This window comes from Micromonospora sp. NPDC047187, assembly GCF_040643355.1.
GTDB classification, from domain to species: domain Bacteria; phylum Actinomycetota; class Actinomycetes; order Mycobacteriales; family Micromonosporaceae; genus Micromonospora; species Micromonospora salmantinae.
On the sequence record NZ_JBEYUF010000002.1, the window covers coordinates 344,116 to 367,215 of the forward strand.

A 23,100-nucleotide genomic window follows, 5' to 3' on the forward strand; every position below is an offset into this window, starting at 1 on the left:
GGGTCGACCACCCACCCCGGTCTCCCTTTGGAGCTGATGTCGTAAACGAATCGCCCGGAGTCGGTGACCGTGGTTTGGCTCCCGCCCCGCCCGCCCGCGCTGTTGCTCAGACCGGCTCGCCGGTCAAGGTTGTTCAGACCGGCTCGCCGGTCGACGGACGCCCGATGGCGTCCCGGGGCGCCGCCGCCTTCGGGTCGTCGGGCAGCCGGGCCGAAGCGGCCTGGTCTCCGAAATCCTGGTCCCCGACGTCCTGGTTGCGCTCGGCGTCCTGTTCACGCTGGGTTCGCTCGGTCAGCTGCTGCTGCCGGGAAATCTGCTGCTTGGCCATGGCGATCCTCGCGATCCGTCGGGGCGCGGCTGCGCCGACACGGTCTGCGGTCGCTCGTCGCGTACCCGACGCCCCAGCGGGCAAACGCGGCCCGGCGGCGGGCCCACGGCCCGGGGTAACGTCGTCGCGGCGGGCGTGCCCGGCGGCGGGCGGGGTACCCGGACCACCGGCGAGTACGCGGAGGTGGGGGCATGGACGAGCAGCGCAGCGTGACCATTCCGATCGGGGACGCTCAACTCTCCGCCGACCTGACGCTGCCCGCCCAGCCGGTCGGCGTGGTGCTGTTCGCGCACGGCAGCGGCAGTTCCCGGCACAGCCCGCGCAACGTGGCGGTGGCCCGGACGCTGAACGGCCGTGGGCTCGGCACGGTCCTGGCGGACCTGCTCACCCCGGCCGAGGACGAGGTGGACGCGCGAACAGCCGAACTGCGCTTCGACATCGGGCTGCTGGCCAGCCGACTGGCCGGGATCGTCGACTGGCTGGCCGTCGAGCGTCCCGCCGGCGATGTGCCGATCGGTCTTTTCGGGGCCAGCACGGGTGCTGCCGCTGCTCTGGTCGCGGCGTCGTCCCGCGCCGATCGGGTGGCCGCCGTGGTCAGCCGGGGTGGTCGGCCGGACCTGGCCGGGAACGCGCTGGCCCAGGTGCGTACCCCGACGTTGCTCCTGGTCGGCGGGCTCGACGAAGAGGTGATCACGCTCAACGAGCGGGCGCTGGCCGAGTTGGGGGAGGTCGGCGAGCTGCGGGTGATCCCCGGCGCCACCCATCTCTTCGAGGAGCCCGGCACCCTTGAGCAGGTCGCCGATCAGGCTGGCACCTGGTTCACCACGCACCTCGGTCGGTGATCAGTCCGAGGGCAGGAGAGCCGAGGTCGAGCGGCGTTGTTGGACGGTGTCGATGACGCGCCAGAGGACCGCGGTGATCGGGACGCTGACGAAGGCGCCAGCGATGCCCGCGATCAACGTGCCCGCGGTGACCGCCACCAGGATCACCGCCGGATGCAGTCGGACCTGCCGCTTCATGACCAGCGGCTCCAACAGGTTGCCCTCGATCTGCTGCACGGCGATCACCGCCGCGAGGGTGAGCAGCGCGGTGGTGGGACCGTTCGCGGCCAGCGCCACCAGCACCGCCACCGCACCGGCCACCGTCGCCCCGATGATCGGCACGAACCCGCCGAGGAACGTGATCAACGCCAGCGGCAGGGCGAGTGGCACCCGCAGCACCACGAGAGCAAGCCCGATGCCCAGCGCGTCGATCGCGGCGATGAGCATGGTGCCCCGGCTGTACGCACCCAACGTCTGCCAACCGGCCCGGCCGGCCTCGGCCAGCACGGGTTGGTTCGGGCCGGACACCCGGGACAGCACCCAGTGCCACATGGACCGGCCGTCCTTGAGCAGGAAGAAGAGCAGCACCAGAGCCAGCAGCGCGGAGCCGAAGACCTCGGTGGCGGTCCGGGCGCCGGCCACCGGGTCCGGTGAGGTGCCACTGAGCCCCTCCCGGGCCTGGTCGACCAGCCGGTCCAGCTGTGCCTCGCTGACCGGCAGGGTGGACGTCACGAAGTCCCGGCTGCGTTCGACCCCCTGCGTCAACTCCTGGCTGAGCTGATCGAACTGGCTGGCGGTCAGGTTCCACACCAGGGCGCCGACGCCGACCAGGATGCCGAGCAGCAGCAGTACCGTGCAGAGCGCGGCCAGCGCCGCCGGCAGGCGCAACCGGCGCAGCAGCAGCAGGACCGGATCGAGCAGCGCGGTGAGGAAGATGGTGGCGGCCAGCGCGATGGCCAGCGGCGCCAACAGCACGGCGATCCGGCCGAGCAGGTAGAGCCCCGCGGCGATCACCACCAGGCAGGCGCTCCACAACACAGCGGTCCGGACCAGCCACGGCAGCGCCGCCCAGGTCTGGCGCGGCCCGAGGCCGCCTGTCGGTCCGGGTTCCTCTGCGGGCATGTCGGTCCTCCTCGATGTCGACGAGGTCGGTACCCGGTCAGTCATGCCCCGACACCCGAATCGCTGGCCGTCGCCCGCGCGGATCGTACGTCGGCCGGAGTGACGTGGGTGGGTGTTCGCGAATCACGTCCGGAGCGGCGGCGTTTGCGTGGTCCGGCCGAGGGAACGCGAAGGGGACGGACCGGACTGAGGAGGAACGCCGTGGGTGACTTCATGGACAAGGCCAAGGACTTCACGGACAAGCATGACAAGCAGGTCGACCAGGGTGCGGAGAAGGCCGGCGACATGGCCGACAAGCGCACCGGCGGCAAGTACGGCGATCAGATCGACAAGGGCGTGGACCAGGCCCAGGCGCGCACCGGTGAGGGCGACCAGGTCCGCTGACCCGCCGCGCTCCTCCCGGGCCGCCGAGCCGTCGGCGACCCGGGAGTGCCGGGTCCGGGTGACGCGCGGGTCAGCGCTGTTGCTTGTCGCGTAGCTCGTCCATCGACGTGAGCCGGCCGCTCAACGCGTCGCGCAACCGGTCGACCAGACCGAGGCCGGGGGCGAGCAGCTTGTTCGCCGGCGGGCGCTCCGGGCTCCCGGGATGTGGCCGGGTCGGCCCGATCTCCTTGATCGCCGTCACCCGGGCAGCGATCTCGACCAGCTCCTCGCGGGCCGTCGCGGCGCGCAGCCGGGGAAAGAGCTCCTTCTCCTCGTCCGCCACGTGGAGTCGGACGGTGCTGGTCAGTTGGGCGAGCAGCTCGTCGAAGCGGGGGTCGGACGGGTCGACGGACTCCAACTCCTTCATGGTCCGCTCGGCGTCAGCGTGCTCCGCGATCTCCCGGTCGGCGATCTCGTTGCCGTCGGGCAGCACCTTCCGGGCGACCGGATACACGTACGCCTCCTCGGCCGCCGAGTGGCGGACGAGTTCGGCGATCACCACGTCGGCGAGGCGCCGGCGGTGCTCGGGGGTGCCCTGTCGGGTCCCCAACTCGACGAGCACCGCCTCGATCTCACGATGATCGGAGACCAGGACGTCGACGGCATCGTGGTCGTCCGTGGTCGATGGATTGGTCATGTCACGGCCCCTTACCGGTTGCGGATCGGTGGGAGGTGTGTGGCTCTGGTACCCCCACGGGGCTGCGCCAACCTACGGTTGACGATGCGTCCGACGGTGTCGATGGTGCTCCCGATGGCGGTGGCGGTGGTGCCCGGCCGCCGCGATTGCCCTGCCGCCGCCGGGGTAACCGCCTCCATGGCCGACGACCGCCCAACCGCCGACCGCGATCAGTCGCGGTTCGACGAGACCGCCGAGCGGACGGTCCGGCGGGTGCGGCACCGTGGTGGGCAGGCCGGCCGGGTCCGGGCCCGGCAGTGGGAGGTCACCCTGGTGATCTCCATCCAGGCCGGGCTGGCCGCGGCCATCGCCGCCCTGCTCGCCAAGAACCTGCTCGGCCCCGGATCGCACGTCTTCGCTCCCGCCGCCGCCGTCGGTACGATCGCCACCGCCATCGGGCAGCGGGCCCGCCGGACCTTCGAGCTGTTGGGCGGCGTGGCCCTGGGCATCGTCATCGGGGACACGCTGCGATTCCTGCTCGGCTCGGGCCCGTGGCAGACGGGCGTGGTGGTCGCGCTGGCCATCGCCGCCGCGTTGCTGGTGGCGGGGAAGGGCGGTCCGCTTGTCGGTCAGGCCGGCGGTACCGCCGTGCTGATCGCCACGCTGGCCCCAATGGAGCATGGCCTGGAGGTGCCCCGGATCTTCGACGCGCTCGTCGGTGGGGCGGTCGGCCTGGTGGTGGTCGCGCTCCTGTTGCCGATCAACCCGATGCGGGTGCTGGACCGCGCCGCGGCACCGATCTTCACGATCCTCTGTGAGCAGCTCGCCGAGCTGGCGCGGGCGCTGCGCGAGCGTGACGGCGCCGGGACCATGGGCGTCCTGGAGCGGCTCCGCGGCACCGACGACGACCTGGGCCGGTTGCACGATGCGCTCAGCGGCGCCGAGGAGGTGGTGACGATCGCCCCGGTGCGCTGGCACCGTCGGCAGCAGTACCACCGTTACGCCCGCAGCGCGGGTCACCTGGAGCGGCTGCTGCTGGACACCCGCGCCATGGCCCGCTGGTCGACCACCGCGTTGCAGTACGACGAGCCGATTCCGCCGGAGCTGCCGGATGCGATGGCCCGGTTGGGTCAGGCGGTGGCGGAGATGCGGGTGGAGTGCAGGGTCGGTGACGACCCCCGACGCACCCGCCAGTTGATCGAGGAGTGCGCAGAGTTGGCCGGGCGGGCCTCCGCGACCGGCGTCAAGCCGTTCGGCGAATCCCTCGTCACCGGACTGCGTACCGCGGCCAGCGACCTGCTCCGGGCCGCCGGTTCCGAACCCGAGGACGCCAACCGCATCGTGCGCCGGGCGGCCGGAGCCGGCGAGGCGGAGATCCACCCGCCGCTCCGCCGACAACTGCACCGGGCCCGACCGACGCGGGCCGCCCGAGCCCGTCGACGCGCGCACCTCGCCGCCCGGGCCCGTGACGACGGACGGGCCGGCCTCCCCGCACGGGAGAGGCCGGCCCGGTGAACCGTCATGCTCAGGAGGAGTAGCCGCGCTCGGCGATCCAGTTGGCGACCTTCGGCAGGCTCATCCAGTACTCACCCAACGCCGGGTCGGCCGGGTCGGCGACCCGGATCATGTCACCACCGTCGCGGTAGCCGACGAGGGTCAGGTAGTGGCCACCCTCGTACGAGTGCGGGTTGCCGTCGGTGTCCACTGTCGTGCCCTTGATGTTGGCCACCACCGGGCGACCGGCGTCCACAGCGGCCAGCACGTCACGGCGCAGCTGCTCGACCTGGTCGGGACGGGCCACCGAATCACGGATCTCGGTGGTCCGGTACTTGCCACCGGTCAACTCGTTCAGCACCCGGGTGGTGTCCAGTGCCGAGGGGGTACCCGCCTCGGTGGTGCCGAGCAGCCGGGCCACCTCGTCCTGGGAGAGTGCCTTGCCCTGGGCGGACAACGCGATCCGGGTCGCCGCCGGGCCGCAGTAGTAGAAGTTCGGCTGGGCCTGGTAGTCGACGCCGAGGATCCGCTCGGCGTGCCGGTCGGTCTGGCTCGACGAGGCCGGGGCGGCCTGAGCCGGGGCGGCCTGCGCGGCCACCGCCGGGCCGAGGGCGCAACCGCCGGCGACCAGCAGGCCGACGACGGACAGACCGCTCTTCTGGACGATCGGGTTCATGGTCGAGTCTCCGTTCGGGGGGTTGGCGCCTCCGGCCAGCGGAGGGCGGCAGCACCGGGAATGGCGCTCGGCGCAACACGGGGGCCGACCATCGGTGGTCTCGGCCCTGGGCGTACCGAGGGCGTAACCGCTCTGCTCCACGGAGAATTCCGCCGGCTGCGCGCACCGGCGTCGCGCGGCATCCCTGCCCGACCCGAACCGGTCATCGGGGACACACTGTCAGCTCAGAGGCTGCCCAACAGCCTGGTCACGGTGATCTCGATGACCACCCGCTCCGGATTCGGGCGGGGTGTCCGATACCGCTCGGCGTACCGCCGCTCCGCCTCCGCCACGGCGGCCGGATCTGACCGCAGCACCGCGCGACCCTCGATGGTCAACCAGCGGCGGCCATCCACGTGGCAGACGGCCACCGCCGCGCCCGCCGCGCCGGCCGCCGCCACCTGACGGGCCTTTCGGGAGGCGCCGGAGGTGATGACGCGGGCCAGGCCGGCCGCCGGGTCCAGAGTCACCCCGACCGGTACGACGTGCGGGGTGCCGTCCGCCCGAAGGGTGGTCAGCGTCGCCAGGTGCCGTTCGGCGCAGAAGGCGACAACCCGCTCATCGTGCAGGTCAAACCGATGATCGCCCGTCATGCCCGTCCCCTGTCCGCCGAACCGACCCCGATCATGGCACGCGGCGGCGCACCTGGCCCCGATCCGGCGGGGCGTCCGGCTGACCGGGCAGCTGGCGACCCGCCGCCCGACGTTGGTGCACCAGCCGGGTCAGGTAGAGCAGCGCGGCGGCCAGGACCCCCATGTCATCCAGGTAGATCGGGTCCGGCAGCACGTCGACCGGGAAGATCGTGTAGATCAGCGCCCCGTAGAAGGCGACCTTGCCGCCCGCGCCCAGCCCGGTCAGCAGCCGCCGGGTACGCACCACCCGCACCGCCAGCACCACGGCACCGACCAGTGTGGCGAGCGCCAGGATGCTGGCGATCACCACGAGGACCCACGCCTGTCGGGACATGCCGTCACGCTAACCCACCCGGGCCCGCGCGGCTCAGAACGCGGGCACCGTCGCCCGCCCGCGCGCGGTCACCTTGTTCTCCCGGGTCTGCTCGACGTTCTCCCGGGGCTGCGCGCCCACCGGTCGGGCAACCTCGCTCAGCGGCAGCACCGACGCGGACTCGGCGACCCGTCTTCCGGTCGCGGCGTGCGCCTCCTCGCGCAGACTGCGAGCCGCGGCCACCGCCAACTCCGCCGCCCGCCACGCGGTCTGCTCCCGCTCGCGGGCTGCGGCGTGCCGGGCCGCCAGGTTGTCCCGGATCGCCCGCTGGAGCACCAGCTCCTGCTCGACCGGGTGCAGTCGCGGGTCCCAGCCGTCGCGGTGCGCGAAGACGTCGCTGAGCTGCTCCACCGACAGCTCCCGACGCCAGTACGCATCCAGCGCCGCCCGGTGCAGGTAGCGCTCGCGGTCCGCGTACTCGGCGGGGGTGCGTGCGGTGTGCGGCAGCGGCATCGCGGCTGCCGCGTCGAGCCGCCGTACGCCAGCCTCGGCCGCCTCGTACGCCAGCCAGGCCGCCTCGACCGCCTCCTGCGCGGCCACCCACTCCGCCCGGCGGCGCCGCACTGTGGTGGTCGCCCGCTCCGCGGCCACCGCTACCTCCTGCGCGTAGCGGCTCTGCTCCCGCTCCTCCTGCGCCTGCTCAAGTTGGCTCGGCATGGCGGCGCGGCGGATCCGGGAGCCCGGGTCGAAGCGGAGCCGGCCGGGCCGCAGCAGGAGAGCGGAGACAGCGACGGCTACCACCCCGAGCAGGCTCAGCCAGATGACGGCGGCCCGGGAAAGGTCTGGCAGGACGGCGGAGAGGATGGTTTGCATGATCAGCACCTCGCGGTCGAAGGCGGGTATCGACGGGCGGCAGGAAGGCGCGGCAGCACCGGTCGGCCCGGTGGCCGGATGATCCCGTCGACGGCAAACTCAGGTGCCGTGCGGGAGGATCAGCCGGGATCGGGCCCCGGGGATCGCCGGGCCGGGCTCAGCGGGCGGGTGGGCCGCGTCGTGCAGGAGAGCCACGGCCGGGATCGATGGCCGGGACGTGCACCGGGCCCGCCGCGACCGGACTGTTCGCCGTGGCGGTATCAGCCGTGGCGGTTTCGCGCGTGCCAGCCGGCGGGGCGACAGCGGGCTTTCCGGCCCACTCGATGGCCGGGCCGGCGTCGGGGCGGACACTTGCCACCCGGCTGCTCACGGCACTGGGCCGCAGTTGCGTGGGGACGGGCGGTGGGGTCGCGGCGAGAGCGGCACCGAGGCCGACCGCGAGCACCAGCGCGGTGACCGCCAGACGGGTCAGTTCCCGCAGTGACCGCAGCACAGCCCACCTGGCTGGGCGGACGAACGCTGCGGATGACACCCGACCAACCTATCGCCCGTTCCTGCCCACCGCAGCACGGCGACGTCCGGCGCGGGCGTGACCGCCACCACCATGTGCACTGTGGACGCCGCCGACCAGGGCCTGGAACGGCGGTGCCCCCGATCGGATCGGGTCCGATCGGGGGCACCGCACATCGTCCTGGTGGCTCCGCCGGTGGTGGTGCGTGCGTGCCGGCGGTAGCCGTGATCAGTCGCCGGTGCCGAGCACCGGAGGTGCGGCCTTGTCGTCGCCCTGCCACACCATCTCGTCCTCGGTCAACCAGGTCAGCCGCTCGTCGGAGTCGTCGTCCTGCGCTCGACCCTGCCCGCCGAGCACGCCGGGCCGGCCGCCGCCGGTCATGGCCGGGCGTCCGCCGCTTCCACCGCGCTGGCCGTCGATGCTGCGCCCGACCCCGTTGGCGGCGCGGGTCTCCGCCGGGGCCGCACCACCGCCGGTCGGTCGAGCCGAGGCGGGGGGCGCGTTGCCCGAGCCCGCGAGCGCGCCGCTGCGCAACACCCCGCCGGCCGGTGACCCGCCCTGTGCTCCGTAGAGCAGGCCGGGACCGGTGCTCGCCGCAGCGGGTGCGCCGGCCGGCCCGGACAGCCCGACCAGCCCGGCGGCACCACCGCCGAGCAGCGCGCCGCCGACCATTGGGTCGGCTCCGGCGAGGGAGGTGCCGCGGTCACCGAGGTCGCTGCCAGCGCCGATCGGCGCGGCGCCGACAGCCGGGCTGCCACCGCTGCCCGAGCCGACCTCACCCGGAGTCGAACCGTCGCCCGGCAGTTGGGCAACGCGGTCGGGCGACGAGATGGTCGCGTCGCCGGTGCGCGCGGTGTCAGCGCCGGTGGTGGGGCCGCCGGACACCCTGGCGATGGCCGAGACACTCTGTGGCGTCGTCGGATCCTTGCGGGCGGTGGTCGGAGTATCCGGGTCGGGCGGGGGCGGTTCGACCACCCGGTCGTAGGCCGAGATCTCGTAACTGTTGGCCAGGCCGGCCACCAGGTTCACCATCCGCTGGTGGGCCTTCTCCTGCTCTGCCTTGTCCTGCTGGTGACCCGCGATGCCCCCGACGATCAGACCGGTCAGACCGAAGACCGCGCCACCCTTGATCGCACCGCCGATCGCCTTGTCGTTGTCGTCGGTCTCCTCCGGGCTCTCGGCCTGCTTGTGGGCGGCGCGCAGATGGTCGGCCATCATGGTCAACCCCTGCTTGATGCCGGCCATCCCTTCGCCCAACGCGTCGGTGTGGGCGACGATCAGGCTGAGTCGCCGATGGAACTCCCGACCGGCCGAACCCGTCCACGTGTTGCTCAGCTTGTCGAGGTCGCCGCTCAGATCCCGGCCGAGGCCGTCGAGGATGCCCTTGAGCTCGGCCCACTGGGTGGCCACGCCCTCGATCTGCTCCGGCTTGCCCGCCATCAGGCCGTCGTACAGCTGCTGGTGGCTGTTGCCCTGGTAGCGCTGGGTGTATTCAGACACGCCCGTCCTCCTTCGGCTGAAACGCCCGGTCGACCGGGGTCAGCGCGGCGGTGACATCGTCGGCGTTGGCCGCGTTACGCGCCTCGGCGGTGCGGTAGTTGCTCAGGATCGTGCTGGTTGCCTGCTGCGCCGCCAGCACCGCCTGCCGGATCCGTTCGGCCTGGTCGACATAGGACTGGTGCACCTCGCTGTAGCGACGCGCCTTGTCGGTGGCGTCGAAGAACGAGCCCAGCGCCGGAGGACTGCACTGCATCTCGGTGTTGAGCTTGCGCAGCACCGACTCGGCCTGGCTCAACCGCGACGCCAGGTGCTCGTGGAAGTCCTCAAGGGACAACAGATCGACTTCCGTACGCCCGGCCATGGCAACATCCCCGTCGTTCTGGTTGACAACCGTCAGCGGCATCCAGGTTAGTCCACCGGTGCGACTCCGGGCGACCCGTCGAAGCTGCTCAGCCGTCGGCGCCGGTCGATTCCGTGGACCCCCCGCCGGTCCCGCCGCTCGACGGTGTCGACCCCGACGGTGGCGCCGCGGACGACGATCCCGACGGTGGCGTTGCGGACGGCGCGCCCGAGGGCGGCGCCGCGGATGGTGAGCCCGACCTCGGCGCGGCCGACGGTGGTGCGGACGGCGCCGGACCGTCGGCAGTGAAGACGGCGAACGCGTCCTCGCGGTCCAGCGTCGGCCCGGTCGGGATCAGCGCGAGCAGGGAGCCGGGCACCGCCAGCGGGGTGATCCCGCCGTAGCCGAGCACGTCCAGTGTCTCCGCCGAGCCGAGCGGATACCGGATGCCCTGCGGGCTGATCAGGTAGATCGTCGACCCGGCGGCCCCGGACCCGCTGGTCCCGGCACCGGGTGACGCCTGCGCGATGACACCCTTGCCGCCGGGCAGCAGCACCGCCTCGGCGGTGCGTACGGCGTCGCGCCTGGTCTGGCGCACCGGCACCAGGCCCGGATCACTGTCGGTCAACTCGCTCGGCACCCGGTCGAAGACCTCCAGGGTGGTGGTCGGCGGGCCGCCAGCGCTGCCCTTGCGGTACGTCGCGCACAGCGTGGTCTGACCGGGCTGGGCCGGGTAGAGGGCGGGCATCGTCGGGGGCACCCCCTCCTCCTCGATCCGCCGCTCCTCGAACGCCTCGCTTGCCTGGTTCGGGGTGATGTCGGTGATCCGACCGCCGCTGCTGACGAGCAGCAGAGCGGTGATCTCACTGATCGAGACGAGAGCGTCCCGGGTCAGCACGTAGTGCCGCCCGGCGGCCTTGAACACCGAACCGACGTCGTGCCTCTGCCCGGCCACCGTGCGACTGCTGGGCTCGCCCTCACCGGGCAGCGACGGCCGGCGCAGCGGTGGCCCGGCCGGCACGGCGTTGAGCAGTTGCTGCCCGACCTGAAGTCGCTCGGTGCCGGCCATCCGCAGCGCCGTGATCGTGCGGGACGGGTCGAGCAGTTGGAGTCGGGTGTTGTTGGTGACCAGGTACCGCTGGTCGTTCACCGAGACCAGCACCGCCCGGTCACCCAACGGCGTGCCGCCGGGCAGCGCCCGGTCGATCACCAGCCGGGTGCTGGACCGCTGCCGGTCGACCGGGTCGGGCACGTCGCAGACCGACCAGGGCAGGCCGGTCAGCGACTTGCGGTCCGGCAGGGCGTCCGGTGCCCCGACGATGCCGACGGTGACGCCACGGGGCCGGTCCCGCAGCGACGCCTGAGACATCGTCCGCACCTGGGCACTCGCGTCGTTCACGATGAGGCGCGCCGAGGTGTAGTTGAGCGTCGGGTGCAGTTTGCCCTCGATGAACACGTACGTGGCGCCGGTCTCCCGTTCGATGACCAGGGTCTGGTCGTCCAGCGGCGCCGCGCCACCGGTCAACTGGCCGTAGGCGCCCACCCCGCCGAGCACGATGGCCGCGGTGAGGACACTGCCGAAAACAGCCATGCCGAGCCGTCGCATCGGCAGGTTGGTGGTCTCCGGGTCGCCCGACAGCAAGGCGGAGACGATGCGGCGGGTGACGAAGCGGTACGCCTGCACCTGATCGCGGCGGGTCCGCATGACTTACCTCCGGCGGGGTGGATCCGCGACGATCAGGGTCGGGGTGCCGTCGCGGGCTTCCCTACGATAAGGGGCCGACGGTGGTTCCTTGGGACCACCGCTCGTGGCCGGCACCGGAGGAGACCCGGCGCAGAGTCGTACCGTGCAGGAGGGACAGTCAGCGATGACGCAGGTTCAGGCGCCACCCGCCCGAGCGGTCACGGACCCTGTCGACGTTCCGACCCGGCCGGTGCCCCCGGCCGAGCGGCCCGGCCGTGGGCGGGTCGGCCCCGTGCTGGTCGGGCAGCTCGTCGTACTCGAGTTGTGCGTGGTCGGCGTCTGGGCCGCCACCGCCGGACCCAGCTGGGTGCTCGCCGCGGCGGCTGCCGCGGCGCTGCTGGTGGTCCTGGCCGCCTTCGCCCGTCGGGGTGGCCGCTGGTGGTTCGAGGACCTGCTGCTGCGCCAGCGGTTGCGGCGACGCGGCGAACGGGCGTCGGCCGCGCTGGCCAGCGGTACGGCGACCGACCCGAGGTTGGCTGCGCTCGCTCCCGAGCTGAGCGTCATCGAGCTGACCGACCGAGGCACCCGGCTCGGCATCGGGCGTGACGACCAGGGCTGGTTCGCCGCCGTCGCCCTGCAGTCCGCGACCGGTGCGGCGGTCGGCTCCGTCGACGCCGCCGCTGTGGACCACGCGCTGCGGGTGCTCGCGGACTTCAGCGCCCCGGTCTCCCGGGCTCAGGTCGTCGCGCACACGTTGGTCTGGTACCCGGCGCCCGGTGCGCCGCCGGCGGCCCACCGGACCGTGTGGGTGGCGGTGCGGCTCACCGTCCGGGACGCCCGGGTCGAGGCGGTGAGCCGGGGCGGCGGGTTGACCGGCGTACACCGGACGGTGGCGGCCGGGATCGGCCGGCTCGGCAAGGCGCTGACCTCGGCGGGGCTGGCCCATCGCCCGCTGGGCCGGGAGGAGCTACGGGCCGCCATCGTCTCGGCCGCCGGTCTGGACCTGGTGCCCGAGGCGCCGGCGGAGAGTTGGCGTGGGTTGCGGGGCGGCGGCTGGACGCACCGCTGCATGGCGCTGCGGGGCCGCTTCGACGCGCAGCTCGGTCCGCTGGTCGACGCGATCACCGCGACCTCGGCGCCGTCGCACACGGTGGCCGTGACCGTCTCGTCGGACGGTCGGGTGGCGGCACCGCTGCTGCGGGTCGCCGCGATGGACAACCACGTCGAGGCCCTGGTCAAGGTGGTTCGTGAGGTCGCCGGCCGGGTCGGCGCGTCCACCCGGCCGATGGACGGCCAGCATGCTCCGGGCGTCTACGCGACCGCTCCGGTCGCGTCGGCGCTGGGCGTCTCCGCCGGTCCGCGGTCGCGCTGACCGGTGCGGCGGCGGCGCGCGGTCAGGGTCGGAGGTTGACGATCCAGCCGTAGAGGCCGCAGACCCAGAAGGCGAGCGGCACCAGCGAGATGATGAGCAGGATCTCGGCGATGTCGAGCAGGCGACCCCAGACCGGCGAGATGCGCTTGCCGGCGACGGTCAGACCGTAGATCAGGCTGATCACCGCGGCGAGCACCAGACCGCCCAGGATCAGGCCGAGCCGGACCGGCAGCGACCCACCGGCGAACGTGGTCGCGGCGGCCAGGCCCAGACCCACGGTGCCTGCCAGCAGCACCGGGGTGCGCTGGGCCCGGCCCAGGAGGGGGCGGGCCCGCAGCAGCGCCAGCAGGGCCAGCACCAGGCACAGCAGCACCGCGGGCAGGCGCCCGTCCAGGGCCAGCACGAGTTGCGCGCCCAGCACCAGCAGCGACACCGTCCACAGCAGACCGGTGAGGAACTGGTCGGCGCGCTCACTCTGCTGGAGCACCTGCCTGCCGTCCACCGACTCGCTGTCGGTCTTCAGGTCCTCCGGGCCGGTCGGAATCGACGGCACCGGCAGCCGGGCCAGCCGGTAGGCCATCATCGGCAGCGCCGGCACCACGCCGAACGCGACAGCCGCCACCACCGCGGCGGAGGCCGCCGCGTCGAGGCCGAGGGCCAGGCAGAGCACCGCGCCCAGGCCGGTCGCGGCCGCGACACCGATCGCCGCGAAGAAGAGGGGGTACCGGTCGCCGACCGCCAGCACGGCCACCGCGCCGGCCACCACCGCAGCGGTCGCCGCGACAAGGACATGCGGACTGGCCAGGTCGGTCAGCGCTCGATCACCGGCGAGCAGCAGCAGGCCACCGGTGGCCGCGTGCACCAGGGCGACCAGGGCCAGCACCGAGCCGATGCCGCTGTCACCGGCGGCCCTGGACAGCACCGCCGAGCCCACCAGCAGCGCCACCGCTACCAGCAGCGCGGCCAACGCGCCGGGCAGGTGGGGCGGACCAGCGAAGAGGGCAGCCAGCGCGCCGGCGCCGAACGCCGCCGCCGCGAAGACCACAGCGAAGGAGCGGGTCGCGCCGACCTGCCAGGCGCCGGGGCGCTGGTTGGTAGCGGTGGCGACCGCGTCCACCACGTCGTCGAAGACGATCTCCGGTGCGGCGTCGGAGCGGGGGTTGAAGTAGAGCACCTCACCGTCGCGGACACTGAGCTGCGCCGCGGTACGACCACCGTCGAGGGGCGCACCGCCCAATCGGGACAGTGCCCATCCGCCGTGCCGCGCGCCCTCGTCGGCCATGTCCTCACCGGCGTAGCGCAGCAGGGTGGGGAGCAAGTCGGCCAACGGCACGTCCGACGGCAGCGCCAGATCCATCCGGGTACGCGGAGCCACGATGGTGATTCGGCTGAGACCACCGGTCGCCGTCTTCGTCGCCACAGTGGCCTCCAGGTGTGCGTCTGTGATCGGCTGGCTGGAATGCTGCGGTCCGGGTCCACCGCGCACACGGCAGATTACCTACGATGACGGCACGTACGATGCCCACCCGCGGGCGGTGTTCCGCGGGCCGCACGTCATCAGGGCCGCTTCTGGGGAGGAGACAGCCGTGAGCACTGTGGTGTTCCGCCGGCTCCCGCGTCAGCCGGGGCCGGCCCTACCGCGCGGCGAGGTGCTGCTGGAGTCGCCTCCCGAGCTGCCCGAGCCGACGCCCCGCGGGATGGGGCAGCTACTCATGATCCTGCCGATGTTCTGCGGGGTCGGTGCCATGGCGTTCCTCTACGCCGGCAAGGGCGGCGGCATGATGACCTACGTCGCCGGTGGTCTGTTCGGTGTCTCGATGCTCGGCATGGCGATCGGCTCGCTGGCCAACAGCGGTGGCAAGGACAAGGCGGAGCTGAACGCTGATCGCCGCGACTACATGCGCTACCTGGCGCAGATGCGCAAGCGCACCCGCCGTGCCGCCGAGCAGCAGCGGGCCGCGATGGCCTGGCGGCACCCGGAGCCCGACGCGCTCTGGTCGATCGCCGCGTCCCGGCGACTCTGGGAGCGGCGGATCACCGAGGACGATTTCGGCGAGACCCGGATCGCCCTCGGCCCGCAGCGGCTCGCCGTGGAGATCGTTCCACCGGAGACGAAGCCGGTGGAGGACCTGGAGCCGATGAGCGCCATCGCGCTTCGTCGGTTCGTCCGGGCACACTCCACTGTGCCCGAACTGCCGACGGCGCTGTCGGTTCGCGCGTTCAGTCGGGTGGTGCTGCGCGGCGACCGCGAGCCGGTGCTCGACCTGACCCGGGCGGCGCTGGGGCAGCTGGCCACCTTCCACGCACCGGACGACCTGGTGATCGCGGTGGTCGCCGCACCCGACCGGCAGTCTTCCTGGGGCTGGGTGAAGTGGCTGCCACACGCCCACCACAGCGGTCGTACGGACGCGGCCGGCGCGCGCCGCCTGGTCTTCGCCAGCCTGGCCGAGGCCGAGGCCTCGCTCGCCGCCGAGCTGGCCGGGCGGCCCCGGTTCGCGCCGGAGGCCAAGCCGCTCACCACCGCCCCGCACCTGGTCGTGGTGATCGACGGCGGGGAGATCTCACCGACCTGTCAGCTGGTTGGTCCAGGGCTGCTCGGCGCCACAGTGATCGACCTCTCCGGGACGGTGCCACGCGACGCCGGCCGCTGGCTGCTCTGCCTCGATGTCAATGACGGAGGTTCACTCGACCTGGTCCGGGGCAGCTCGTCGTCGACGCTGGGTCGGCCCGACCGGCTCAGCGCCGAGGCCGCGGAGGGGCTGGCCCGACAGATCGCCCCCTTCCGGCTCTCCCAGCAGCAGACCGGCGGCGACGAGCCGCTGGCCCGCAGCACGGAGCTGCCGGATCTGCTCGGCGTCGGTGACGCCGCGGCGGTGGACGTGCAGAACACCTGGCGCCCGCGTGGGCACCGCGACCGGCTGCGCATCCCGCTCGGCGTCGGCCCGGACGGCAACGTGGTCGAACTCGACTTCAAGGAGTCGGCGCACGAGGGCATGGGCCCGCACGGTCTGGTGATCGGTGCGACCGGCTCCGGCAAGAGCGAGCTGCTGCGTACGGTGGTGGCCGCGTTGGCGGTGACCCACTCGTCGGAGGAACTGAACTTCGTCCTGGTCGACTTCAAGGGCGGCGCGACCTTCGCCTCGCTGGAGGCCCTGCCGCACACCAGCGCGGTGATCACCAACCTGGCCGACGAGTTGCCGCTCGTCGACCGGATGCGCGACGCGCTCGCCGGCGAGATGGTGCGCCGGCAGGAACTGCTGCGGGCGGCCGGCAACTACGTCTCCCGCTTCGAGTACGAGAAGGCGCGCTCGGCCGGTGAGCCGCTGGCGCCGATGCCTAGCCTGCTGATCATCTGTGACGAGTTCAGCGAGCTGCTCGCCGCCAAACCGGACTTCATCGACCTGTTCGTGATGATCGGCCGGTTGGGTCGGTCCCTCGGCGTGCACCTGCTGCTGGCAAGCCAGCGCCTCGAAGAGGGCAAGCTGCGGGGCCTCGACACGCACCTGTCGTACCGGATCGGTCTGCGGACGTTCTCCGCTGTGGAGAGCCGGATCGTGCTCGGCGTACCGGACGCGTACGAGCTGCCGAACGCGCCGGGCCACGGCTACCTGAAGACGGACACCAGCACCATGCTGCGGTTCCGGGCCGCGTACGTGTCGGGGGCGTACCGGGCGCCGGGGCAGCAGGCGTCCGCCTCGCAGGCGTTGGTGCAGCGGCGGATCGTGCCGTACGGTCTCGACTTCGTTCCGGTGCAGGTCCCGCAGGTGCCGGTGGCCACCGCTCCGGAGCCGGAGCAGCCGGCCGACGGCAAGGCCGTCGCGATGCTCGACGTGCTGATCGACCAGCTCAAGGGCCGGGGCCGCCCGGCGCACCAGGTGTGGTTGCCGCCGCTTGCCGACCCGCCGGGCCTGGGTGAGCTGCTCGGTCCGCTGGCGGTGGACCCGACCTATGGGTTGTGCACCGCCTCCTGGCCCGGGCGCGGGCGACTGACGGTGCCGGTCGGTGTGGTGGACCGTCCCTACGAGCAGCGCCGGGACCCCATGATGGTCGAGCTGGCCGGGGCTGGCGGCAACGTGGTCATCGTCGGTCGGTCGATGAGTGGCAAGAGCACGATGCTGCGTACGCTGCTGGCCTCGCTGGCGCTCACGCACACTCCGCGGGAGGTGCAGTTCTTCTGCCTGGACTTCGGCGGGGGCGCGCTGCGCAGCATGGAGCGGTTGCCGCACCTGGCCGGGGTGGCCGGTCGACGCGACGTCGAGGCGGTCCGCCGGACGGTGGCCGAGGTGGTCGCCGTCCTGGACGAGCGGGAGGCTCGTTTCGCCCAGCACGGCATCGACTCGGTGGCGAGTTACCGCCGTCGCCGTGCCGCCGGCGAGTTCGCCGACGACCCGTTCGGCGACGTGTTCCTGGTGGTGGACGGGTGGAACACCCTGCGCCAGGAGTACGAGGAGCTGGAGCAGACCATCACCACGTTGGCCAACCGGGGCCTCGGCTTCGGTGTGCACGTGGTGCTCACCGCCGTACGGTGGGCGGAGATCCGGATCAACATGCGGGATCTGCTCGGCACCAAGTTGGAGCTGCGCCTCGGCGACGCGTCGGAGTCCGAGATCGACCGTCGGGCGGCGAACAACGTACCGGAGAAGTCGCCCGGTCGTGGCCTGACCCGCGACAAGCTGCACTTCCTCACCGCCATCTCGCGGATCGACGGCCGTCGCGACATCGACGATCTGAGCGAGGCGTCGCTGTCCCTGGCCGGGCACGTGGCGGCGAACTGGCCGGGGCGCCCGGCGCCGAAGGTACGGTTGCTTCCGCGCCGGCTGCCGGTGGCGGAGCTGGCCCGGATCATCGACCGGTCGGCACCCGGTCTCCCGATCGGTGTCAACGAGTCGGCACTCGCGCCGGTCTACCTGGATCTGGCCAACGAGCCGCACCTGACGGTCTTCGGCGACGCGGAGTGCGGCAAGACCAACCTGCTGCGCCTGATCGCCCGGGGGATCACCGAGCGGTACACGCCTGCGCAGGCCCGGCTGGTGATCGCCGACTACCGGCGTGGCCTGCTGGGGGCGGTGGAGGGTGACCACCTGCTCGACTACGCCCCGTCGAACCAGGCGTTCGCCCAGGGGCTCGGGTCGATCCGCAGCGCCCTCTCCAACCGACTGCCCGGCCCGGACGTGACAACCGCCCAGCTGCGTGATCGGAGCTGGTGGAAGGGTCCGGACCTGTACATCCTGGTGGACGACTACGACCTGGTGGCCTCGGGCGGCAGCAACCCGCTGAGCGCCCTGCACGAGCTGTTGCCGCAGGCCCGCGACATCGGTCTGCACCTGATCGTCACGCGCCGGGTCGGTGGTGTGTCCAGGGCGCTGTACGAGCCGGTGCTGCAACGACTGCGGGAGTTGGACTCGCCGGGCCTGCTGATGTCCGGAAACCGGGAGGAGGGCGCGGTCTTCGGCACGTTGCGGCCGAGCCCGCAACCGCCCGGCCGTGGCACCCTGGTCCGCCGTCGTGACGGCCAGCAGCTGATTCAGACCGCCTGGTCCGAACCAACCTGAGCGCTGTCGGTCGTTCGGCAGGGGGGTGGTGGGCCGTTCCGGCCCGATTCACCATCATCCATCGAACGTCGCCGGTCAGGGCTGCGAGGGCTGGACACGTTCCGCTACGGTCTTCACAGGAGTGTCCGTCGGTGGGGTGTTGCTGCCTTGCCGCGGGGGAGGGGTGCGGCGAAGCCGCCACCACAACAGACGGAAGGGTGTGAAGCATGGCGTTCGAGGTCGAAGCTGCGACTCTGCATACCGCCGCGAGTGACGTGCGGTCCACGCGCAGCGAGGTCGACGGCGAGCTGAAGAAGCTGTGGAACGTCGTCGATGACCTGGCCATCGCGTGGAAGGGTCAGGCGTCCACGGGCTTCCAGTCGCTGATGACGCGCTGGAACGAGGACACCGTCAAACTGCTGACGGCGATGGACAGCATCGCTGACCTGCTCGACAAGTCGGGTACGACGCACCAGGTCAACGACGAAGAGCAGCAGCAGATGCTGGACAAGTTCCACTCTGCTCTCAACCCGTGATCCGTAGCCGGCAGAGGAGGAAATCGTGACGATCAAAGTTGACTATGCGGTCCTCGAGAGCAGCAACCAGCAGATGCAGGCCATCTCGAAGACCCTCGAGGAAAAGCTTGACACGCTGCGCTCGATGCTGACCAAGCTGCACTGGGACGGCGAGGACCGGGTTGCCTACGAGCAGCACCAGGCGAAGTGGGACGCGGCGGTCCGGGACATCAACCGGATCCTGAACGAGATCGGCGGTGCCGTGGGCATCGCCCGCGAAAACTACCTCACCACGGAGATGAGCAACTCCAAGGTGTGGAGCTGAGGCATTCGCACGAGCGGCTCCGGTCCGGTTCGTCCGGCCCGGAGCCGCACTGTGTCTGGCGTTGGCTGCCGTAGGCGCCGGGACCGGGCTGCGGTGCGCCGCTCAGCCGGCAGTTGGCGCGTCGGTGCGTCGGCCGGGGCGCCAGTCGCGTCGGCGGCCGAGGGCCGTGATCGGTCGCGCGACCAGCAGCAACCCGGCGAGTAGCCCGCCGATGACCGCCGCCCAGATCGCGATGGGGCGCTGCCAGCTCAGCGGGTCGTCCCGTACGGCGGGTGCCGGGAGCGCGCCGGCCGGCGGGTTCGACCGGGTGCCGAGCAGGCTCGACACCGCCCGGTACGGGTTGACCATCCCGTGCCCGATGTCGGCGTTCTGACCCTCGGGTGGGTTGTCCGCGGTGCGTTTCAGCCGATCCGCGACCTGCTGCGGGTCGAGACTGGGGTAGGCGGCCCGGACCAGCGCGGCCACTCCCGACACGTACGCGGCGGCGTAGCTGGTGCCGCCCTCCGGCACGGTGCGGTAGCCGCTGTTTCCGGGTGCCGGCCCGACGATGTTCATCCCGGGTGCGGCGATGTCGACGTAGTCGCCGCTGATCGAGGTGCCGACGTGGCCGCCCTGCTCGTCCACCCCGCCGACCGCGATCACCCCGGGGTACGCGGCCGGGTAACCCGGCAGGTTCTGCGAGTCTTCCGACCGGTTGCCCGCGGCGGCGACCAGCACCACCCCTTTGGCCAGCGCGCGCTCGACGGCCGCCGTCAGTTCGGGGCGGGGAATTGTGGTCAGGGACAGGTTGATCACGTCGGCGCCCTGCTCGACCGCCCAGTCGATGGCGGCGGCGATCTGCGCGGGGAGTTGCGGGTTGTTGACCGCGCCGAGCTGCGGCAGAACCCGGATCGGCAGGATGCGGGCGGCCGGGGCGATGCCACTGAAGGGGACGACGGTGCCCTCCCGGCCCGCGATGATGCCGGCGATCAGCGTGCCGTGCCCGGCCTCGTCGCACTGGCCCTGGCGGGCCGGCAGACCGTTGAAGTCGCGACCCTCGAGCACCTGCCCCTTGAGGAGCGGGTGGGCGGCGGAGACTCCGGAGTCGATCACGGCCACCGTGATCCCGGCGCCCCGGGACAGCGGCCACGCCGAGGACGGCTCCAGCCGGCGGAGCGCCCACGGCACCTGGGTCAGGCTGTCGGTGCCGGTGGGACCGCAGAGGGGCGGCGCGGCGGTCGCGGGGGCGGGTGCCACCAGGCCGGCGCCGAGCAGGACCGCCAGCGTTCCACTGAGGACGCCGCGAAGGGCACGGCGGGACGGGGTCGCGCTCAACGGCGGGCATTCGCGCACCCGCAAAGGTTACCGCCGTGGCCGTCGGTCAGCGGCCCCCGGTGAGCAGGGTCAGGCCCCGGGCTCCGCCTTCGCGGTGGAAGCGTCGGCGAACAGCGCGAGCAGGTCGCCGACCTGCCGGTCGGCCTCGGCGGGGTGCCGGAACCGGCCGGCCGGGTTGAGGGTGTATTCGTTACGTCGCCCGACCCGGGTGCGGTGCAGGTAACCGCCCGCCTCCAGGTCGGCGACGATCGCCTGCGCGGCCCGTTCGGTCACTCCGACCTCGGCCGCGACGTCGCGCAGCCGGGCCGTCGGATCGCGGGCGATGGCCAGCAGGACGTGTCCGTGATTGGTGAGGAACGTCCAGTTCCGCCCGCCGCCGGTGTCGTCCGTCACCGTGCTCGCCATCGTGTTACCGCCTTTCCGGATGTCCGTCTGCCCTCGCGAGAGTCTGGTCCGCCGTGCCCCGGGACGGTTGCCCAGGGGGTGGTCGGAGTCAACGTATGAAATCTAAATCACGCATACCTTGACGCATCTTACGGTGCGTGTGACGGTGGAGCGCGAGCCAGCGCCCGCCGCCCGGCCGGCGGAGAGCCGGTTTGACCAGGTCAGATGCGTCGAGACGAGGTGCGGGATGAGTCATACCGGGAGCTCCGGCGGTCAGCCGGGTCCGCAGCGGACCACCGACCGGGCCACCGCGCTCAGCGAGCCGACCCGGGCGTACGCCGAGCTGGTCGCCGGCAACCGGCGCTTCGTCGATGGCGCCCCACGCCACCCCAACCAGGATGCCGGGCACCGGGCCGCAGTGGCCGACGGGCAACACCCGTTCGCGGTGATCGTCGGCTGCTCCGACTCGCGGCTGGCCGCCGAGATCATCTTCGACCGGGGCCTGGGCGACCTGTTCGTGGTTCGCACCGCCGGGCACACCGCCGGCCCCGAGGTGCTCGGCAGCGTCGAGTACGCGGTGACAGTGCTCGGCACCCCGCTGGTGGTGGTGCTCGGCCACGACTCCTGCGGTGCGGTGCAGGCCGCCCGGGAGTCCGCCGCGACCGGTACCGCGTCGAGCGGCCATCTGCGCGCGGTGGTCGACGCCGTGCTGCCCAGCCTGCGCCGCGCCACGTCCGAGGGCGTGGACGACATCGACGGCATCGTCGACATCCACATCGCCCAGACCGTCGAGACGTTGCTCGGGCAGTCGCCCGTGCTGGCCGACGAGGTGGCGCGGGGGCGGTGCGCGGTGGTGGGGGTGTCCTACCGGCTGGCCGCCGGAGCGGTGCGCACGGTGGCCGCCGTACCGGCCGGCTTCGCGACATTGGAGCCCCCGGCCTCGACCGAGTCGACCGAACCGGCCGCGCCTGCCACCGTCTGACGCGACGAGGGCCGCTCCGCGTCACGCGGAACGGCCCTCGTCGGGGATCGTGCGGGTCAGAGCAGCGACATGTGGACGTGGTCGGTGTGGTTCGACGGCCCGCTGTACGAGCTCCAGCCGGTGGCCGGGAACCAGATCTGCCGGTTCCAGATCACGTAGTAGATGCCGAGCCGGTCGGCGTTACGGATGAGGAACGCGGCGACGTTGTTGCCGTACGTCCGGGTGTCGTTGTTGTGCCACGGGGAGAACCCGCTCTTCTGTAGCGACCAGTCGCAGGCGCGGCCCTTCGGGTGCTCCCACGGCCCGCCGGGGCGGTAGCAGCCGACGAACCGGTTGAAGCCGGCCGCCTTGACCTCCTTGTACGCGTGCAGGGTGCGCGGCGTGACGCAGCCGGACGTGGTGGGGTCGTTCTCGCTGCACGACTGGGGCTTCCAGTCACCGTCGGCCGTGCGACCCGGGCCGATCTTCGCGACCTTGGAGGTGGCATCCACCAGGCCGCCGGTGAAACCCTTGCCGCCGACGAGGGAGAGCGCCTTGTCGGCCTCGCTCTTGCGCTTCGCCATCAGGGCGGTCTGCTTCTGCTGCTCCCGGACCTCGGTGTCGAGGGCGAGCTTGGCCTGCTCGGCGCGGGCCTTCACCTCGTTGACCTCGGAGAGCTTCTTCTCGTTGACCATGTTCATCTCGTCGAGCATCCCGGCGCGCTGGACGAACGAGTCGGGAGCGTCGCTCTCCAGCAGCATCGCGACAGCGCCGATCCGGCCGGTCCGGTACGCCTGGGCGGCGATCCGCCCGACCTGCGGGGCCAACGCGTCCAGGTCAGCCTTGGCCCGGTTGACCTCCGCCGCCAACTCGCTCTGCCGCTTCTTGGATTTGTCCAGCTTGGACTTTGCGGCGGAGTAGTCGCGGTTGGCCTGCTCGATGACGTCGTTGAGCAGCTTGGGCTCGCCGTCCTCCTCGTGCCCGGACGGTGTGGGGTTCGTCGGGGCGGCGTGCGCCGGGAGCGGCCCGGCGAGCACGGTAAGTGCGGCGATCACGGCCACCACGGGAGTCAACCAGCGGCGTAGGGGTGCCGTCACAATGTTCCCTTCCGTCGACCGCCGACCGGGTTAGCTGACGGGTTCGGGGCGGAAGTGGCCCCTACCGCTGACGCGGATTCACCCCAGGCACCTGGGTCCCCGGCTCGCCGGTTGGCGATTGGGCGGTGGCACCGCAGGCGCCGCTTCGCGCCTTCATCGGTAACCGGCAGCGAGGTTACCCGAGAGTCGACCGGCTGAGCTATGCCTGGATGCCGACCAAAAGCGTCAT

General features: G+C 72.3%; 23 protein-coding genes and 1 riboswitch. Of the genes, 8 read left to right on the plus strand and 15 right to left on the minus strand.

Annotated elements, in window-relative coordinates; all coding sequences use genetic code 11:
* Positions 1 to 133: 133 nt before the first annotated feature.
* A complete protein-coding gene (locus ABZ794_RS06115; RefSeq protein ID WP_091395197.1) occupies positions 134 to 328 on the minus strand; it encodes a hypothetical protein in 195 nt (64 codons plus the stop codon).
* Positions 329 to 519: 191 nt separating this feature from the next.
* Between ABZ794_RS06115 and ABZ794_RS06120 the strand changes: the two genes are divergently transcribed.
* Positions 520 to 1,170 carry a dienelactone hydrolase family protein gene (locus ABZ794_RS06120; RefSeq protein WP_210782842.1) on the plus strand — a complete coding sequence of 217 codons (651 nt, stop codon included), beginning with the start codon at positions 520 to 522 and terminating at the stop codon, positions 1,168 to 1,170.
* On the opposite strand, the gene ABZ794_RS06125 is transcribed toward ABZ794_RS06120, so the two are convergent.
* The gene (locus ABZ794_RS06125) at positions 1,171 to 2,271 is read right to left on the minus strand and encodes an AI-2E family transporter (protein ID WP_357514483.1); all 1,101 of its coding nucleotides are present in this window, start codon (positions 2,269 to 2,271) and stop codon (positions 1,171 to 1,173) included.
* 201 nt (positions 2,272 to 2,472) lie between these two features.
* Here ABZ794_RS06125 and ABZ794_RS06130 point away from each other — a divergent pair, with 201 nt between their 5' ends.
* Entirely contained in the window at positions 2,473 to 2,655 is a 183-nt protein-coding gene (locus ABZ794_RS06130; protein ID WP_210782845.1) for an antitoxin, read from the plus strand.
* 70 nt (positions 2,656 to 2,725) lie between these two features.
* Here ABZ794_RS06130 and ABZ794_RS06135 read toward each other — a convergent pair whose 3' ends face one another.
* Positions 2,726 to 3,331: a hemerythrin domain-containing protein gene (locus ABZ794_RS06135; protein WP_210782846.1), complete on the minus strand. Its 606-nt coding sequence runs from the start codon at positions 3,329 to 3,331 to the stop codon at positions 2,726 to 2,728.
* A gap of 84 nt (positions 3,332 to 3,415) precedes the next feature.
* Between ABZ794_RS06135 and ABZ794_RS06140 the strand changes: the two genes are divergently transcribed.
* Positions 3,416 to 4,825: an FUSC family protein gene (locus ABZ794_RS06140; protein WP_357514486.1), complete on the plus strand. Its 1,410-nt coding sequence runs from the start codon at positions 3,416 to 3,418 to the stop codon at positions 4,823 to 4,825.
* Between the two features lie 10 nt (positions 4,826 to 4,835).
* On the opposite strand, the gene ABZ794_RS06145 is transcribed toward ABZ794_RS06140, so the two are convergent.
* From ABZ794_RS06145 to eccB, 8 genes are all read right to left on the minus strand, one after another.
* A complete protein-coding gene (locus ABZ794_RS06145) occupies positions 4,836 to 5,480 on the minus strand; it encodes a C39 family peptidase (RefSeq protein WP_210782848.1) in 645 nt (214 codons plus the stop codon).
* Positions 5,481 to 5,704: 224 nt separating this feature from the next.
* Positions 5,705 to 6,112 carry a TIGR03618 family F420-dependent PPOX class oxidoreductase gene (locus ABZ794_RS06150; RefSeq protein WP_210782850.1) on the minus strand — a complete coding sequence of 136 codons (408 nt, stop codon included), beginning with the start codon at positions 6,110 to 6,112 and terminating at the stop codon, positions 5,705 to 5,707.
* 31 nt (positions 6,113 to 6,143) lie between these two features.
* Positions 6,144 to 6,485 carry a YkvA family protein gene (locus ABZ794_RS06155; RefSeq protein ID WP_124859157.1) on the minus strand — a complete coding sequence of 114 codons (342 nt, stop codon included), beginning with the start codon at positions 6,483 to 6,485 and terminating at the stop codon, positions 6,144 to 6,146.
* A 33-nt stretch (positions 6,486 to 6,518) separates the two neighbouring features.
* Positions 6,519 to 7,337 carry a hypothetical protein gene (locus tag ABZ794_RS06160; RefSeq protein ID WP_210782851.1) on the minus strand — a complete coding sequence of 273 codons (819 nt, stop codon included), beginning with the start codon at positions 7,335 to 7,337 and terminating at the stop codon, positions 6,519 to 6,521.
* A 157-nt stretch (positions 7,338 to 7,494) separates the two neighbouring features.
* A complete protein-coding gene (locus tag ABZ794_RS06165) occupies positions 7,495 to 7,869 on the minus strand; it encodes a hypothetical protein (protein ID WP_210782853.1) in 375 nt (124 codons plus the stop codon).
* Between the two features lie 207 nt (positions 7,870 to 8,076).
* Positions 8,077 to 9,348: a WXG100 family type VII secretion target gene (locus ABZ794_RS06170; protein ID WP_210782855.1), complete on the minus strand. Its 1,272-nt coding sequence runs from the start codon at positions 9,346 to 9,348 to the stop codon at positions 8,077 to 8,079.
* Positions 9,341 to 9,751, minus strand: coding sequence for a hypothetical protein (locus tag ABZ794_RS06175; RefSeq protein ID WP_238690716.1), 411 nt, complete (start codon positions 9,749 to 9,751; stop codon positions 9,341 to 9,343). The genes ABZ794_RS06170 and ABZ794_RS06175 overlap by 8 nt, the downstream gene beginning before the upstream one ends.
* Positions 9,752 to 9,797: 46 nt before the next feature.
* Positions 9,798 to 11,393, minus strand: a complete 1,596-nt coding sequence (gene eccB, locus ABZ794_RS06180) for a type VII secretion protein EccB (protein ID WP_210782857.1) — start codon at positions 11,391 to 11,393, stop codon at positions 9,798 to 9,800.
* A gap of 163 nt (positions 11,394 to 11,556) precedes the next feature.
* Between eccB and ABZ794_RS06185 the strand changes: the two genes are divergently transcribed.
* Positions 11,557 to 12,744, plus strand: coding sequence for a type VII secretion protein EccE (locus ABZ794_RS06185; protein ID WP_357514489.1), 1,188 nt, complete (start codon positions 11,557 to 11,559; stop codon positions 12,742 to 12,744).
* Positions 12,745 to 12,766: 22 nt separating this feature from the next.
* Here the strand turns inward: ABZ794_RS06185 and eccD are convergent, their stop codons facing one another.
* Complete coding sequence (gene eccD, locus ABZ794_RS06190) at positions 12,767 to 14,164, minus strand: type VII secretion integral membrane protein EccD (protein WP_266303815.1); 1,398 nt, start codon at positions 14,162 to 14,164, stop codon at positions 12,767 to 12,769.
* A 166-nt stretch (positions 14,165 to 14,330) separates the two neighbouring features.
* On the opposite strand from eccD, the gene eccCa reads away from it, so the two are divergent.
* The 3 genes from eccCa (at position 14,331) to ABZ794_RS06205 (ending at position 19,115) form a co-directional block, all read left to right on the plus strand.
* On the plus strand, positions 14,331 to 18,296 hold the full coding sequence (eccCa, locus tag ABZ794_RS06195; RefSeq protein WP_266303814.1) for a type VII secretion protein EccCa: 3,966 nt from the start codon (positions 14,331 to 14,333) through the stop codon (positions 18,294 to 18,296).
* A 206-nt stretch (positions 18,297 to 18,502) separates the two neighbouring features.
* Entirely contained in the window at positions 18,503 to 18,811 is a 309-nt protein-coding gene (locus ABZ794_RS06200) for a WXG100 family type VII secretion target (RefSeq protein ID WP_030329557.1), read from the plus strand.
* Positions 18,812 to 18,836: 25 nt separating this feature from the next.
* Positions 18,837 to 19,115 (plus strand): WXG100 family type VII secretion target, encoded by a 279-nt coding sequence (locus tag ABZ794_RS06205; RefSeq protein WP_030329555.1) that lies wholly within the window; start codon positions 18,837 to 18,839, stop codon positions 19,113 to 19,115.
* 102 nt (positions 19,116 to 19,217) lie between these two features.
* Here ABZ794_RS06205 and mycP read toward each other — a convergent pair whose 3' ends face one another.
* Entirely contained in the window at positions 19,218 to 20,447 is a 1,230-nt protein-coding gene (mycP, locus tag ABZ794_RS06210) for a type VII secretion-associated serine protease mycosin (RefSeq protein ID WP_307850505.1), read from the minus strand.
* Positions 20,448 to 20,498: 51 nt separating this feature from the next.
* Positions 20,499 to 20,834, minus strand: coding sequence for a MarR family winged helix-turn-helix transcriptional regulator (locus tag ABZ794_RS06215; RefSeq protein ID WP_210782867.1), 336 nt, complete (start codon positions 20,832 to 20,834; stop codon positions 20,499 to 20,501).
* Between the two features lie 226 nt (positions 20,835 to 21,060).
* Here ABZ794_RS06215 and ABZ794_RS06220 point away from each other — a divergent pair, with 226 nt between their 5' ends.
* The gene (locus ABZ794_RS06220; protein WP_210782869.1) at positions 21,061 to 21,795 is read left to right on the plus strand and encodes a carbonic anhydrase; all 735 of its coding nucleotides are present in this window, start codon (positions 21,061 to 21,063) and stop codon (positions 21,793 to 21,795) included.
* A 56-nt stretch (positions 21,796 to 21,851) separates the two neighbouring features.
* Here the strand turns inward: ABZ794_RS06220 and ABZ794_RS06225 are convergent, their stop codons facing one another.
* Positions 21,852 to 22,871: a hypothetical protein gene (locus tag ABZ794_RS06225; RefSeq protein ID WP_210782871.1), complete on the minus strand. Its 1,020-nt coding sequence runs from the start codon at positions 22,869 to 22,871 to the stop codon at positions 21,852 to 21,854.
* A 4-nt stretch (positions 22,872 to 22,875) separates the two neighbouring features.
* Positions 22,876 to 23,006: riboswitch (cyclic di-AMP (ydaO/yuaA leader) on the minus strand.
* Positions 23,007 to 23,100: the final 94 nt, after the last annotated feature.